Genomic DNA, 15,034 nt, shown 5'->3' with positions numbered 1-15,034 from the left:
AGCGCCGGTCACTCCGGATCGGCGCCCGCTGCCGGGCGCTGCACCAGCCGCTGCGACAGATAGGCGACGGCCAGCAGCGCGCCGCCCAGGCCCAGGAACGACAGCGCCCGCAGCATGCCGCTGAGGTTGCTGGTGTCGAGCAGGAACACCTTGGCCGCCGTCAGCATGAAGATGGCCAGCGACGCCAGCCGCAGCGCCTGGCTGCGCCAGCGCAGGCCGGCGGCGAACAGCACCGCGCCATACAGCATCCACACCGCCGAATAGGTATAGTTCTCGGCATTGGTGACGCCCGGCCCGTTCAGATACGGGCCCTGGAAGATGTGCCGCACCTCCAGGCTGAGCCACAGCAGCGCCAGCAGCAGGGCGGCAACCCCGGCGATGCGGAACATCAGTCCGTCGCCGCGCCGCGCGGCGCTTAAGGCATAGAGCCCGGCGAAGCCCGCCGGCAGCAGATAGGCGAGCGCCAGCGTGTTGAGCACCGGCATCGTGCCGACCGGCGCGTGCGTCCACAGCGGGTTCAGGTACAGCACCTGCACCAGCAGCAGATGCGCCGCCCCGGCGGCGCGCAGCACCATGGACGCGGCGTTGAGCGCGGGCCGCGCGCGCAGCCCCTGCCGGGCATAGAGCGCATAGCCCATGCCCAGCCATGCCGCCGATTGCAGGCTGGCCTCGAACAGGCTGTCATAGGGCGCGGCCATGCCGCCCGCGAAGATCACCCGGATCTGCAGGCTGACGAGGCAGGTCACGAACGCGGCGGCGCCGGCTTCCAGCAAGGTCACGCTCAGCCCGTCGCGCTGGGTCAGCAGCATCCGCGCGGCGGTCCAGAAGGCGAGGGCCGGCACGCCATAGCCATAGAGCACCCAGTTGAGCACGAACCAGCCGCCCGCCGGATACTCGACCAGCGCCGGATTGGCCAGCAGCCGCACCAGCACCACGGCGGCGAGCGCGGCGGCGACGGCGCGCAGCACCGGCAGGTCGAGGCGGCGCGCGATCCACGCCAGCGCCGGCAGTTGCAGTGACAGCGCCGCCGTCAGCCACGCCTCGCGCAGGATCATGGCCAGCGCCAGGCTGAGCGCGGCGACCGCGCCGGCCGCATAGGCGCCCAGCACCGGGCGCGACATCCGCTGCCGCTCCGCCGCGAAGGTCGCCAGCGCGGCGAGGGCGACGGCGATGGCCGCCCATCCGGCGTCCGAGCGGAAGCCGGTCCAGCGCCAATAGGCGACGAACAGGATCAGCACCGGCAGCGCGGCCGACAGGCCCGCCCAGTAACCCAGCCTGCGCCCCCGGCCCAGCGCCGCGAAGCCGCCCGCCCCGAACAGGACGGCGAACGCCGCCGCCACGCCGGTGAAGCGGGCGAACGCGGGCGAGACCACCGGGTTGAGCGCGGCGATCTCGGCATCCGCGCCTGCATACGGGTTGAACAGCACCGGCACGTGCCACAGCGCCAGCACCGCCAGCACGGCGACGGCCGCGGCGACGGGCAGCGCGTGCCACGCCGGGATGCGCCAGGCGGCGGCGAGGAACAGCACGCTCACCGCGCCCAGGGTCGCCAGCGACAATGTGCTGTAGAGGTCGCAGCGCACCAGCAGCAGGCACAGCAGCGCCACCACCGCGCCGGACGCCGCGACCACATAGTCCGGCAGCGATAGCGACAGCGCGCCGGGCGCGCGCTCGGCATCGGCGGTCGGCCACAGCGTCCACAACGGCAGCACGGCGAGCAGCAGGAGGAACGGGCCCAGCACCGCCGGCTGCGGCGGCGCCTGTCCGGCCAGCCACAGCACCACCCACAGCGCCGCGCCGGCCATGGCGGCGGCGAGCACCGCCCACCAGCGGCGCAGCCGCGCGATGGCGGCCAGCGCGCCGGTGACGACGGCCAGATAGCCGAACAGCACCAGCGGCTGCGGCGTGTCGGACGCAACCAGCAGCGGCACGGTCATGGCGCCGATCAGGCCGAACAGCGCCATGGCCTGCCCGTGCAGCAGCGACACGGCGATGGCGGCGAGGCCCACCACCGCCAGCAGGACGAAGGCCGCCGCCGATGGCAGCAGATCGTACAGCGCATGGGCCGAATAGACGCTGGCGAACAGGGTCAGGAAGCCCGCGCCGGTGATCACGGCGGGAATGTAGTCGGCCTGCGCGAACGGTACCGCCGAAGGACGCCGCGACGGATGCCGCCGCGCCGCTTCGCCCGCCGCCAGCATGCCGAGACCGGCGGCGACGCCCAGCGCGACCCGCACCAGCGGCCCGAGATAGCCGGCCTCGATGGAATATTTCACCAGGAACACGCCGCCCAGCGCGAGGGCGAGGCCGCCGATCCACACCATCCAGCGCGAGGTCAGCTGTCCCTCGGCGGATTTCTTTTCCGCCGGTGCCGGACGCGGCTTGGGCGGCGGAACGGGATCAGGCGGGGGAACGGCAGGCTCGGCCGCCGCCGCCGCCGCCACCAGCGGCGCGGTGGTGACGGGCGCGGCTGTCACCGGCGCCGCCGCGACCGGTGTCACCGGCACGGCTGGCCGGGTGACGGGCGCCGTGCCTTGCGCCGCCTGCTTCAGCAGCGCGACTTCCCGGCGCAACGCCATCATCTCGCGCTGCAACGTCGCGGTGCGCGCCAGCGCCACCAGCGCGGCGACCGGGATGCCGATGAGCACGGCCAGGCCGATCAGGATGCCGAGAACGTCCAAATCCGCTCCTCGTCGCCGGTCCGTCCGGCGGCGTCAGACGATAGAGCGCCCGGCGCGCCCCGTCGAGGCTGTTGGACGCGGCTCAGTGAATGCGCAGCACGCCGTCGACGGCGCGGAACTCCGCCGGGGTCATGAGCTGGGTCGAGGCGACGCGCACCGAATGCAGCGGCCCGTCCAGATTGTCGCTCCAGAATTTCAGGAATTTGCGCAGCACCGGAAATTGCGGCGCCATGTCGAAATCCTGCCAGAGATAGGCCTGCAGGAAATCCGGATTGTCGGGCATTCGGTACAGGATTTCGGCGGTCGCCAGACGATAACCCTTGAGTACCAACTCGATGTCGCGATAATCGCGCCGTTGCCCGACAGCCATGGGACCTCCTCTCGGCTGATCACATATCCATAACGCACCTGCAATAAAACTGTGCCCGAGTCGCTGTAGGCTGACAAGGGGCGCGGAAAATTTTTCTTGCCAAATCAATTTGTTAGCAATCAGTTCCCGTGGCTGCCAATTATTTTTGGCACTCCCCTTGAACGACTGCCAAACCTCCCTTACATAGGCGGTCGAGGCGCCCTCAGGGGAATCGGGCGTTTTCTTTGCAATCCAGAATTTCTGGGCTTCAACAAGAGGAGGTTCACTCGATGAAGTTCAAACCGCTTCAGGATCGCGTCGTCGTTCGGCGGATCAAGGAAGAAGAGAAGACTGCCGGTGGCATCATCATCCCGGACACGGCCAAGGAAAAGCCGTCCGAGGGTGAAGTGATCGCGGTGGGTCCCGGCGCGCGCAACGACAAGGGCGACATCGTCGCTCTGGAAGTGCAGCCCGGCGATCGCGTGCTGTTCGGCAAGTGGTCCGGCACCGAAGTCAAGATCGACGGCCAGGAGCTGTTGATCATGAAGGAGTCGGACATCATGGGCATCGTCGAAGCCGGCGCAGCCGCCAAGGCCGCGGCCTAATTCATTTTCGGGAGTAGAGAACAATGGCAGCCAAGGAAGTCAAATTCGGCGCGGACGCGCGCCAGCGGATGCTGCGCGGCGTGGATATCCTCGCCGACGCCGTGAAGGTGACGCTGGGTCCGAAGGGCCGCAACGTCGTGATCGACAAGAGCTTCGGCGCGCCGAAGATCACCAAGGACGGCGTCACCGTCGCCAAGGAGATCGAGCTTCTCGACAAGTTCGAGAACATGGGCGCCCAGATGGTCCGTGAAGTCGCCAGCAAGACCAACGACATCGCGGGCGACGGCACCACCACCGCCACCGTGCTGGCCCAGGCCATCGTGCGCGAAGGCGCCAAGGCCGTCGCCGCCGGTTACAACCCGATGGATCTGAAGCGCGGCATCGACCTCGCCGTGCAGGCCATCGTGAAGGACCTGTCGGCCCGTTCCAAGAAGGTCTCGTCCAACTCGGAAATCGAGCAGGTCGGCACCATCTCCGCCAATGGCGACAAGGAAGTCGGCGCCATGCTGGCCCGCGCCATGGAAAAGGTCGGCAACGAGGGTGTCATCACCGTCGAGGAAGCCAAGAGCATGGACACCGACGTGGACATCGTCGAGGGCATGCAGTTCGACCGTGGCTACCTCTCGCCCTACTTCATCACCAACGCGGAAAAGATGCAGGTCGAACTCGACGACCCCTACATCCTGCTGCACGAGAAGAAGCTGGCCAACCTGCAGGCCATGCTGCCGATCCTCGAGCGCGTCGTCCAGTCCGGCCGTCCGCTGCTGATCATCTCGGAAGACGTTGAAGGCGAAGCGCTGGCGACCCTGGTCGTCAACAAGCTGCGCGGCGGCCTGAAGGTCGCGGCCGTGAAGGCGCCGGGCTTCGGCGACCGTCGCAAGGCCATGCTCGAGGACATCGCCATCCTGACCAACGGCCAGGTGATCTCCGAAGACCTCGGCATCAAGCTTGAGAACGTCACCATCGACATGCTCGGCCAGGCCAAGCGCGTCACCATCGGCAAGGACGACACCACCATCGTCCACGGCACCGGCAGCAAGGACGCCATCGACGCCCGCGTGTCGCAGATCCGTGCCCAGATCGAAGAGACCACCTCCGACTACGACCGCGAGAAGCTCCAGGAGCGTCTCGCGAAGCTGGCCGGCGGCGTTGCGGTCATCAAGATCGGCGGCGCGACCGAGGTCGAGGTGAAGGAACGCAAGGACCGCGTCGAAGACGCGCTCAATGCCACCCGCGCCGCGGTCGAGGAAGGCATCCTGCCGGGCGGCGGCACCGCGCTGCTGTACTCGGTGCGTGCCCTGTCCGACATCAAGGTCGCCAATGACGACCAGCGTGTCGGCGTGGACATCATCCGCCGCGCCCTGCAGGCCCCGGTCCGTCAGATCGCCGAAAACTCCGGCGTCGACGGCGCCGTTGTCGCCGGCAAGCTGCTGGAGAGCACCGACACCAATTTCGGTTTCGATGCCCAGACCGAAACCTATGTCGACCTGGTGAAGGCCGGCATCATCGACCCGACCAAGGTCGTGCGCACCGCGCTGCAGGACGCCGCCTCGGTGGCCGCGCTGCTGATCACCACCGAAGCGATGGTGGCCGATCGTCCCGAGCCCAAGGGCGCCGGCGGCGGCATGGGCGGCGGCATGCCCGACATGGGCGGCATGGGCGGCATGGACTTCTAAGTCCAAGCCACTCCCCGCAAGGGATACGGAAAGGGCCGCTCGAAAGGGCGGCCCTTTTTTTGTTGGGGGCAGGGCAAGTTAGGCGTGAAGCCTCCCGACCAGCAGAAATAACACTTCGTCTACTTACCTGAGAAAGACTATCTGAAGCTGTTAAGACACGCCTTCAAAAGGGATTATCGTCAGCGCTTGTCTGGACGCCTTCTCTGTCTTGCGAAGTCCTTTCAGCCTGGACTTCGGCTGGTTCGGTAGCCTGCAATCCCCAAGCTCCTATGATGCTTTGAATTGGGAACGTTTCGGTGCTTTGCCACTCATGGAAGGGGGCCGCAGTTTGACTGTATGGTCCAGGAGCGGGAGCGTCAAATAGGACTCTGGTGGGAACATGAAATGCGCTGCCGAAAACGATCGCCTCTCCTGATGCTAGTATGGTCACCTGATCCAGCAATCTTCGCGCCTGCATCGGAATTATTCGCCGAAAATGATCAATGTCTTCCGGATTCTGGAGCCTGTGGCTTACAAAATTGGCGCATTGGCTGATAATAGTCGGGCTAATTTCACTTGGTCGTTGGCTGGCAACAATGAGGCTAAATCCGAATTTTCGACCCTCTTTCGCAATGCGCTCGAAAGCCAATCGAGAAAGCGTTTGACCTCTCTCTTCGTCTGATCGCGGCGGGCGGGCATAGTTATGTGCTTCTTCAAGAACTAAGACCCATGGATGTTTGTAACGTTGAGTTGCTCTTAGATTCTCTCTCGCCTCAAGCAGCACTCTACCAATTATAGTACACGCATAGGGCAATACCTCGTGGCTGAGCATCGAGAGGTCGATCACAGAAACGCGCGGGCCTGACTTGGCTCCGAGCCCAAACGAGCGTAACCAACTTTCTAGCGACTCGATCTTAGTGCCGTCCTGCTCGTAATTGAAAAACGAACGCCATCGCGGGTCATCTAGACGGGCGCGTAGCCTCAGTTTTAGGGTCGTTAAATGAGCCTCGATCCGGCCTGCATCCTCAGGTGACGTTGCGTCATCTATTAGCGTTGGGTCATATAGGCTACCTCTGCTTATGAAACGCGGGCTGTCCGCTGTCGTAGAGCTAAGGGTTGCTAGCGTAAATTCGGTGCTTAATATGGCGTTCAGTTCAGTGATTAGCTCTTCTGCTGCAGCTCTAATTTGTGGTTCGTTTTGCGGAGGGCTCCAATCTACGTTCTTCGTTTCGTTGAACTGATCCCTATAAGGTAAGAGCGTATCACGCAGCTTGGGATATGCTACTGTTTGGCGATTAGCAAGGTACTGTTTGATAATGCCCATTAGCTGTACGCACGCCTGCTTTTTTGGCCTATTTGCATCTAGCGCGGCAATTAGAGCTTGGGTCTTCGATATGGCATGATGAAGTGAATTCGCATTGGTAGCCAACCGTTGTTGTGTACCGCGCGCTTTGGCCAGTGCCCACCAGTCTTTTAGTACCGGTTCCTGTGTCTGTTCGGAGGCGCTAAGCCAGGAACAAATTTCGGCTGCGTTTAGAAACCAGATTGGAATTCCAAAGGGTTTGCCATTTAGATAGATATGATCTGGCCTTTTTTCCGGAGTAAGACCATTTGTGCTAAAGGCCTGTTCATACTCTCCATTTACATCCAAAATAAAAATGTGGGGCTCATCTCCGAATTTTCCTAAGGTCGCCATCCCTTTCTGCAAGATGCTAGATACGGTGAATGATTTTCCTGATCCAGTATTGCCTACGATCGCTAGTGGGCGCGAAAAGAGATCATTGTACGATGCTTTCACTCGATTTGCGGGCTGCCCTGTGGGGCGACCAATATCAAGGTCGCAGTCGTAATCATCACCTTGGTGATTTTCAGGCTTATTGCGCTTCGGCGGTGTTTCGAAAACGGCTTTGAGAATTCTGGGAGCACCGATCTCTGCGGGGGTGTCTAGGGTTGGTAGGATTGTAATACCAGGGCTGAACACACCTTGTGATCCACTGAAGTCAATGGTCCCTAAGAGCTGAATGCTTGCAATTCGGCGAGGTTTCATAAGTTCAAGCGTGAGATCGTCGCCACTCTCAGGATCATAGCTTTCGCGGGCTTCTAGATCTGTGATGATCCCTATAACAAGTTGGCCTGCTCCAATGGAAAACGTTACGTATGCATTGATCGAAACCGCTGCCTGAACACCGTCTAGAGTGGCCCGCATCGCGGACTTCGTATCCGGGAGCAATTCAACTTTTACGCGAAAGCCTTGAACGGCCACTATATGGCCTATGACGCGAGGGCTATCCACTCAAGCATCTCCGCTTGAGCTAATCTGCTTTTCAAAGCGGCGCAGCCGCAAAAAGTCGTCAAGCCACTGAACATCAGGCATGACGTTTGTTGCGAAATCGTCAAACGTCGCGCGAGTAAATGGATTGCCCTTGTGGCTTTCAAGCGTGGCTGTCAGCACGAAAGCCCGCTTGCCCAACTCCTTGTATCGTTCGATGCGTTTGATGATCGGGCTGGTGGGGTCAGGTTCTACAACCAGCATTATTAGCGAAGGGTTCATGAGCGCGGTCTCAATTACCCGTGTAACGTGGTCGTCTCCAAAGCCATATCCCATTACGAGCAAGAAGGTTTGAGGGGCGCTCAGTCTAATTTGGAACGCTCGAAATAGGTGCGCGAATGGCATCGTAAGAGTCTGTGCAAACTTGTTCGCAGTTGGCAAAATCCCAACCGCATTGAGGAACCCGGCAACTTCCGAAAGTCTTGCTGCCTTGGCGTTGACGTCGAGCGTTGCGAACTCCTTTAGAGCCTGCAAGTTAGGGTGTCGCGCTCTAAGCTCGCTGTTATCAATATGCCAATGTATGGACCCGTGAAGTTTGTAGAAATGAACAAATTTATCGAATCTGCGAACCCGTCCTTCTGCAACCTCCCCCGGCCAATAAATGTCGAGACCATACACGGAGGGATCAAATCGTGCATTCGCCCGGCCAGTAAATCCATCAAAATATTGGATGCCAAGTAATTCAAATGCCTGTTCAAATAAAGTATCATAATTCAACGTGAATATATGAGAGCGACCAAGATTGCTATCTCTTGAGACCAGTTTGGCCAAGAAAGAAAGATGAGGGGAGATTTGGCTGGCGCCGCTTCCTTCACAGAGACTTAGGGCGCAGTCGAGAAATATCGCTTTTGAGATCCGATCGGTTAACCAATTTAGTTCTGATGAACTAGGTGTAGGCCCCTCTTTCCAAGTGACCCCGCTAAATGGGGATGAGGCTGTTGAGGAAAGATGCGCGGCATTCACGAGATACGATAGCCAGTCTTCGAAGCCTAGTTTTAATCCACCCGCAGTTGGCGGTGCTTGGCGGGCTATAATTATTCTACTACTGTTGGTCGGTATGTCTGGAGATGCAGCAACGGTTTCTAAGACACTGGTCTCAAGATCCTTCATCAACATCCCACCTGACGAGTGAGAAGTGCCCGCCCCGGTCAGAACGACGAGGTTTTCCATTCTGAGCCATTCTGAAATGAGGGCCTGAAGCCGTTGGCGGGCTTCTTTGCCCGACTTATCAGCTAGAAGGTTGCTAATTTTCCCATCTTCTGCTGGGCCAATGAGCTGATATTCGGCTGATTCAAACGTATTAGCTGTTGTCATCAAATACCCTAATAGCAGAGCTGATTTGTGAACCTACCGCGCCAAATTCTACCTTATTTGGCTGATATGCTAGTTTCCTTTTTTCGGTAAAGCGGCATCGACTGCACAATCTCCGGTGCCTACCGAGCGGTCCGGAAAACTTACCGAGAGTACGCTGCATGGAGCAGGCCGATTTCTATCGCGAACATTTCTCTCGGCGCCTCTTCGTCCAGACGTTGAGCGATGTCGGAGAACACTGAAGTCGGGGCCGTTCGCATATAGTTGGAAGGACCAAAATTTTGGCTCAACCTCCCGCCCCTTACCAGCTAGGATGACTGTTGGGGAAAGTGTCGGTTTCGCCCGTTTTCGTAGGGGAAACGGTGGGGTCGGCGAAACCGTGCAGCAATCCGTGACCGTGTATCCGTGGGGCGAGACGCCCTGCGTGCGCTCGGGGCGGATGATCGATTAGGGGAGACACCATGGCCATCGTCAATGAAGACATCATCGCGCGCCAGAAGGCGCTGCAGGCAACGCCCATGCTGGCGCGCATCGCCGGCATTCGCGACCAGCTCGCCGCGGCGGGCGACGAGGCGCAGCGGCTGCGGCACCTGCCGGCCTGGGCGTCGAACCTGATGGCCGATATCGGCATCTACCGCTACGTGCTGCCGCCCGAGCTGGGCGGCGAGAACCTGACGGCGCGCGAGCAGATCGAGGTGATCGAGGCGTGCTCGGCCATCGACGGGTCGGTCGGCTGGTGCGTGCAGATCTCGTCCGAGATCAACGGCCTCGTCATCCGCCAGATGCCGCCCGACCTGGCGCGGAAAATCTTCAACGACTGGTACGCGCTGGTGTGCTCGGGCCTCGGCCCGCCCAACGGTCCCAATCCCGGCCGCACCTGCCGCCGCGACGGCGACGGCTGGCGGGTGACCTATCAGGGGAGCTTCGCCAGCGGCTCGCCCAACGCCACCTGGAACTATCTGATGGCCGCCCAGGTGAAGGACGAAGCGACCGGCGAGCCGGCGGAAGCGTCCTTCATGTTCCCCCGGGGCGAGTTCGAGATCGTCGACACCTGGGACGTGTCGGGCATGCGCGGCTCGGGCAGCCATGACGTGCGCATGGTGGACCAGTACGTGCCGCCCGAGCACCTGCTGCCGGCGCGCTCGCTGGCGCCCAGCGAGCTCTACGCCAACCCGACCTACCGCAACCCCACGCACGCGGTCTACAACAAGGCGGCGGTGGCGCTGGGCGTGTGCCGGGGCGCCATCGACAACTTCATCGACCTCGCCATGGGCAAGGTGCCGTGGGGCCTGTCCACCACGCTGAAGGACCAGGCCGTGGTGCAGTACCGCGTCGGCGAGGCGCAGGCCAAGCTGATGGCCGCGCGCGCCTTCGTCATGGACACGCAGGACCGGCTGGAAGACCATCTCGGCCCGCTGCCCAAGGATGGCGGGCGGCTGGTGCCGGAATGGGAGTTCTTCTGGCCCGCGCTGCTCGCCTGCGCCCATGCGGCCCAGTCCTGCCGCGAGATCGTCGGCGTCATCAACAACACCGCCGCCACCACCGGCTGCCGCATGGACAGCCCGCTCGAGCGCCAGTTGCGCGACGCCCAGCAGGCGGCGAACCACGCGCTGATCTCGTACCGGCACTACGAGAACATCGGCAAGACCTTCTTCGGCCACGACCTGGCCGACAGCTACAAGGCCCTGATCCGGCCGGTGTGAGGCGGCGCGCGTCCCCACCATTATCGTCATCCCCGCGCACGCGGGGACCCAGACCTTCGTAGGGCGCGCCGACCACGGCCGCACCCGATCCAACGAAGAACCGCTTCTTCGTGACGGTGCGCTCGAGAGGCCGCGTGACGGCCCCGACTGGGTCCCCGCGTGCGCGGGGATGACGGCTGATTTTAAACGTGGGTCGCTCATTTTCTCGAGGCTGACGATGAATTCGATCCAGTCTGAAGCCTATGCTAGGCTACTGTGTCAGATCACTTATTTGAAATGCACTCATGCTGACGGTCGAAAATCGGGCAACAGGGGCGACCGAAGAACCACGCTATATCAGCTTCGTCCTGATGGCGGGTCTGATTGCGTTGCCGCTTATTTTCGTCTGGTTGCTGCTCCGGCGCGGCTATGGACGCAGTACCCGGATCGCCGCGTTTTCTTATGCGTTCATGGGGCCGCTACTCAACCTCGTGGCATGGATGCTCACGGGCGAGTGGGTAAGTGAATAGAGCGAGACGGACGGTATGAGGGAATGGACGCGCCCACCCACAAAATCGTCATCCCCGCGCACGCGGGGACCCAGACCTTCGTAGGGCTGCTTGCTCACGGCCGCACCCGATCCAACGAGGAATCGCTTTTTCGTGACAGTGCGGTTCGAGAGGCCGCGTGACGGCCCCGACTGGGTCCCCGCGTGCGCGGGGATGACGTGATGTTTTGGGATTTTCGGTGACGGCGGGTTTCAGGTTCCGCGCAAAATCTTGGCCATGGCCTTACCCCTGGCCAGCTCGTCCACCAGCTTGTCCAGATAGCGGATCTCCCGCATCACCGGCTCCTCGATGGTCTCCACCCGCACGCCGCAGACGCTGCCGGTGATCAGCGACCGGGCCGGGTTCATGGCAGGGGCCTGGGCGAAGAAATCCTCGAAGCTGGTGCCGGCGGCCAGTTGGGCTGCCAGCCCGTCGTCGTCGTAGCCGGTCAGCCAGCGGATGATCTCGTCCACCTCGGCCTTGGTGCGGCCCTTCTTCTCGGCCTTGGCCACGTAGAACGGATAGACGCTGGCGACGGCGGCGGCGAAGATGCGGTGCCTGGTCATGGCGGTCTCCCTCGTCAATCGCGCCGGGCCAGCGCCTCGGCGTTCCGGCAACTGTCCGGCATCCCGCCTTCGGCCAGGGTTTTCAGGATGCCCGCCGTCAGGCCCGGGCCGGCCTCCTTGGCTTCCTCGTTGTGGCCGATGCAGTGCGGCGTCAGGATCACGTTGGGCAACTCGCGCAGCGGATGATCCGGCGGGCAGGGTTCCTTCTCGAACACGTCGATGGCGGCGGCGCCGAGCTGGCCGGATTTCAATGCCTCGACCAGCGCGGCCTCGTCGATGATCGCGCCGCGCGCCGTGTTGACCAGCAGCGTGCCGGGGCGAACCATGGCGAACTGCTCGCGGCCCAGCATGTGGCGCGTCGCCGGATTGAGGCTGGTCAGCACCAGGATGGCGTCGGCGCGCGCCAGCAGCTCGTCGAGCGGCACGAAGCTCACGCCGGGCACCGGCGCGCTCGCCGAGCGGCTGTGGACGATGAAATGACAGCCCCAGGCGGCCAGCCGGGCGATCACCTCGCGGGTGATGCCGCCCCAGCCGATGATGCCGAGGGTGCGGCCCTTCAGGATGTGGCGCTTGATCGGGTCGGCGCCCGCATTGGTGCGCAGCAGCGCCTCGGTGTCCTGCAGGCGGTAGAGCAAGGCGAGCAGCAGCATGATGGTCGATTCGGCCATGCCCTCGCGGTTCTCGGCCGCCTCGGTGTTGCACACGGCGATGCCGCGGCGCGTCGCCTCGTCGGCGTCGATCCAGTCGAAACCCAGCACGGGCGAGACGATGGCGCGCAGCCGGGGCATGCGGTCCATCTCCTGCGCGCGGCACAGCACGCCGATGGACAGCAGCACCTCGACCTCGGACATGTCCGCCACCTCGTCGAGCCGGTTCACGTCATATTGCGCGGCGTCGAGGCCGTGTTCGCGCAGCGCCGCGATGATCCCGGCGGCAAGACCGGCGGCGCGGGGAATGGTGGCCACGGCGATGCGGGCCGAATTCTGTGTCTGGGATGTGTTCACTGCCTCGTTCTCCAGCAAATGGGCCGGCGCCGCGTGGCCGTGCCGCTCTCAGTCGGGCAGGGTGATGCTGCCGTCGTCGTTCAGGGTGAAGCCCGGGTTCCAGGCGACTTCCCACGCATAGCCGTCGGGATCGGCGAAATGGCCGGAATAGCCGCCCCAGAACGTGTCGGTCGCCGGTTTCAGCAGGCGCGCGCCGGCCGCGACCGCCTCGGCCAGCACGGCGTCCACGTCGGCCTTGCTGCGGCAGTTATAGGCGAGGGCGATGCCCGCGAACTTGCCGCCATCGTCGGTCTGGTTGGCGTCCTCGGCCAGATTGGCCCGGGGCCACAGCGACAGCACCAGGCCGCCGACCTGGAAGAAACACACGCCCTCGGCATCCTTCACCGACCGGCGCCAGCCGAGCCCTTCATAAAAGGCCCGGCTGCGGTCGAGATCGGCGACGCCGAGGGTGATCAGGCTGATGCGCTGTTCCATTCGGCCCCCGGACGGATCACAGCGACGGCAGGCCGCCGACGCCGTCGTCCAGCTGCACGCGCACCGTCTTCAGGGTAAAGCACACCAGCGTGTACTGGCCCACGGTGAAGATGATGTCGAGCAGCTGCTTTTCACTGTAATGCGCCGCAAGGCCGTTCCACGTCGCCTCGCTGATCTGCGAGTCCTTGTAGAGGTCGTCGGCGGCCTGCAGCAGCAGCGTCTCCTGCCCGGTCCAGGCGCCGCCTTCCGGCCATTTGGCGATGGCGAGGATCTCGTCGTCATTAAGTCCCGAATTGCGGCCGATGATGACGTGCTGGCCCCACTCATAGTCGGACTGATGGTTCCAGCCGGTGCGCAGGATCAGGATCTCGCGCTCGCGGCCGTTGAGGGTGCTGGTGAAGCCCATGATGTGGCCGGCGAACCGGTTCCACGGCTTCAACAGGTCCTCGTGATGGGCCAGGGTCTTCATGATGTTGACGCGCAGGATGGCCGGGCCATTCTGCATCCAGTCGGGAAGCTGGTCGTCGGCAAGCGGGGCGATGCGCGCGGGTCCGGGAATGCTCATGTCAGGGCCCTCAGCGCTTCAGGTCGCCATAGCTGGACACTTCATACCGCACGGCCTTCACGCCCTTCACGGTGATGCCGGCCATGCCCTTCTGGAAGTCCGCCATGTGCTGGGTCTTGAAGTGCTCGGCCAGCGCCTCGTCCGATTCCCACACCTCGAAAATGCGCACCAGACCGGGCTCGTTGAAGTCCTCGGCGAAGGAGTAGGTGATGCACGTATCCTTCTCGAGCGTGGTGGTCTTTTCGACCATCACGGACGCGAATTCGCGGATTTTCGGCATGTCGGACGGCTCGATGCGGATTTCCGCGCCGATGATGATGGTCATGGCTTGCTCCTCGTTTCACAGGCCGCAAACCCTGCGTCGCGAGACCGGATAAGTCAACGCTGCTTGCGACTTTACCTTTCGGTAACGGCGGGTCTTGCCATGGGCGCGATCGGCCTTTAATCCGGAAGCGGCAAGAATTTTTCAGTCCGAACCATCAGGGAAGAACCAACATGAAACTGCAGGGACAGTCCGCCATCATCACCGGCGGCGCATCGGGTCTGGGCGCGGCGACGGCGCGCGAGCTGACGGCCAATGGCGTGAAGGTCACATTGTGGGACCTCAACGAGGAACTGGGCCAGAAGGTCGCGGCGGAAATCGGCGGCGCCTTCGCCAAGGTGGAAGTGGCGTCCGAGGAAGACGTGCTGGCCGGCATCGAGGTCGCCAAGAAGGCGCACGGCATTCCGCGCATCCTCGTCAACTGCGCCGGCATCGGCAAGGCCAACAAGATCGTCGGCAAGGACGGCCCGATGGCGCTGGCCGACTTCCAGCGCGTGGTGAACACCAACCTGATCGGCCATTTCAACTGCTCGCGCCTCGTGGCCGCCGAAATGCAGACGCTGGAGCCGCTGGAAGATGGCGAGCGCGGCGTGATCGTCCAGACCGCCTCGGTCGCGGCCTTCGACGGCCAGGTCGGCCAGATCGCCTACACCGCCACCAAGGCCGGCATCGTCGGCATGACCCTGGTCATCGCCCGCGACCTCGCCAATGTGGGCATCCGCTGCAACACCATCTGCCCCGGCATCTTCGCCACGCCGCTGATGCTGCGCGCGCGCGACGAGGTGCTGCAGTCGCTGGCCAACTCGATCCCGTTCCCCAAGCGTCTCGGCAAGCCGGAAGAGTTCGGCTCGCTGGTGCGTGAGATCTGCCAGAACACCATGCTGAACGGCGAGACCATCCGCCTCGACGGCGCGATCCGCATGGCGCCGCGCTGATCCCTAAC

General features: G+C 62.9%; 14 protein-coding genes. 5 read left to right on the top strand and 9 right to left on the bottom strand.

Translation table 11 applies throughout. From position 1 onward, the window contains the following. Nucleotides 1–8 precede the first annotated feature (8 nt). Together WJU17_RS07810 and WJU17_RS07805 are read right to left on the bottom strand one after the other, a co-directional pair. Nucleotides 9–2,681, bottom strand: a complete 2,673-nt coding sequence (locus tag WJU17_RS07810) for a DUF2339 domain-containing protein (protein ID WP_346326768.1) — start codon at nt 2,679–2,681, stop codon at nt 9–11. 82 nt (nt 2,682–2,763) lie between these two features. Beyond that, on the bottom strand, nt 2,764–3,051 hold the full coding sequence (locus WJU17_RS07805; protein WP_346326767.1) for an usg protein: 288 nt from the start codon (nt 3,049–3,051) through the stop codon (nt 2,764–2,766). Between the two features lie 269 nt (nt 3,052–3,320). On the opposite strand from WJU17_RS07805, the gene groES reads away from it, so the two are divergent. Together groES and groL are read left to right on the top strand one after the other, a co-directional pair. After that, a complete protein-coding gene (groES, locus tag WJU17_RS07800; protein WP_346326766.1) occupies nt 3,321–3,635 on the top strand; it encodes a co-chaperone GroES in 315 nt (104 codons plus the stop codon). A 23-nt stretch (nt 3,636–3,658) separates the two neighbouring features. Continuing rightward, nucleotides 3,659–5,311, top strand: a complete 1,653-nt coding sequence (groL, locus tag WJU17_RS07795; RefSeq protein WP_346326765.1) for a chaperonin GroEL — start codon at nt 3,659–3,661, stop codon at nt 5,309–5,311. 163 nt (nt 5,312–5,474) lie between these two features. On the opposite strand, the gene WJU17_RS07790 is transcribed toward groL, so the two are convergent. Continuing rightward, nucleotides 5,475–7,583 carry a DUF87 domain-containing protein gene (locus WJU17_RS07790; protein WP_346326764.1) on the bottom strand — a complete coding sequence of 703 codons (2,109 nt, stop codon included), beginning with the start codon at nt 7,581–7,583 and terminating at the stop codon, nt 5,475–5,477. Next, nucleotides 7,584–8,933, bottom strand: a complete 1,350-nt coding sequence (locus WJU17_RS07785) for an SIR2 family protein (RefSeq protein WP_346326763.1) — start codon at nt 8,931–8,933, stop codon at nt 7,584–7,586. A 458-nt stretch (nt 8,934–9,391) separates the two neighbouring features. Here WJU17_RS07785 and WJU17_RS07780 point away from each other — a divergent pair, with 458 nt between their 5' ends. Together WJU17_RS07780 and WJU17_RS07775 are read left to right on the top strand one after the other, a co-directional pair. After that, nucleotides 9,392–10,633 (top strand): hypothetical protein, encoded by a 1,242-nt coding sequence (locus WJU17_RS07780; protein WP_346326762.1) that lies wholly within the window; start codon nt 9,392–9,394, stop codon nt 10,631–10,633. Nucleotides 10,634–10,917: 284 nt separating this feature from the next. Continuing rightward, the gene (locus WJU17_RS07775) at nt 10,918–11,142 is read left to right on the top strand and encodes a hypothetical protein (RefSeq protein WP_346326761.1); all 225 of its coding nucleotides are present in this window, start codon (nt 10,918–10,920) and stop codon (nt 11,140–11,142) included. Nucleotides 11,143–11,372: 230 nt separating this feature from the next. Here WJU17_RS07775 and WJU17_RS07770 read toward each other — a convergent pair whose 3' ends face one another. The 5 genes from WJU17_RS07770 to WJU17_RS07750 are packed head-to-tail and all read right to left on the bottom strand — an operon-like array spanning nt 11,373 to nt 14,094. After that, nucleotides 11,373–11,726 carry a DUF2200 domain-containing protein gene (locus WJU17_RS07770; protein ID WP_346326760.1) on the bottom strand — a complete coding sequence of 118 codons (354 nt, stop codon included), beginning with the start codon at nt 11,724–11,726 and terminating at the stop codon, nt 11,373–11,375. A 14-nt stretch (nt 11,727–11,740) separates the two neighbouring features. After that, nucleotides 11,741–12,730, bottom strand: a complete 990-nt coding sequence (locus WJU17_RS07765; RefSeq protein ID WP_346326759.1) for an NAD(P)-dependent oxidoreductase — start codon at nt 12,728–12,730, stop codon at nt 11,741–11,743. A 48-nt stretch (nt 12,731–12,778) separates the two neighbouring features. Continuing rightward, complete coding sequence (locus tag WJU17_RS07760; RefSeq protein WP_346326758.1) at nt 12,779–13,204, bottom strand: VOC family protein; 426 nt, start codon at nt 13,202–13,204, stop codon at nt 12,779–12,781. A gap of 16 nt (nt 13,205–13,220) precedes the next feature. Further along, nucleotides 13,221–13,769 carry a carboxymuconolactone decarboxylase family protein gene (locus WJU17_RS07755; RefSeq protein ID WP_346326757.1) on the bottom strand — a complete coding sequence of 183 codons (549 nt, stop codon included), beginning with the start codon at nt 13,767–13,769 and terminating at the stop codon, nt 13,221–13,223. Nucleotides 13,770–13,779: 10 nt separating this feature from the next. Then, nucleotides 13,780–14,094: a putative quinol monooxygenase gene (locus WJU17_RS07750; RefSeq protein ID WP_346326756.1), complete on the bottom strand. Its 315-nt coding sequence runs from the start codon at nt 14,092–14,094 to the stop codon at nt 13,780–13,782. Between the two features lie 170 nt (nt 14,095–14,264). Here WJU17_RS07750 and WJU17_RS07745 point away from each other — a divergent pair, with 170 nt between their 5' ends. Next, entirely contained in the window at nt 14,265–15,026 is a 762-nt protein-coding gene (locus WJU17_RS07745) for an SDR family NAD(P)-dependent oxidoreductase (protein WP_346326755.1), read from the top strand. The last annotated feature ends 8 nt before the right edge of the window (nt 15,027–15,034 follow it).

The sequence above is a fragment of the Iodidimonas sp. SYSU 1G8 genome (assembly GCF_039655775.1).
Taxonomy (GTDB): domain Bacteria; phylum Pseudomonadota; class Alphaproteobacteria; order SMXS01; family SMXS01; genus RI-34.
Note: the sequence above shows the minus strand (reverse complement) of the source record. Positions and strands in the feature narration are given on the sequence as shown.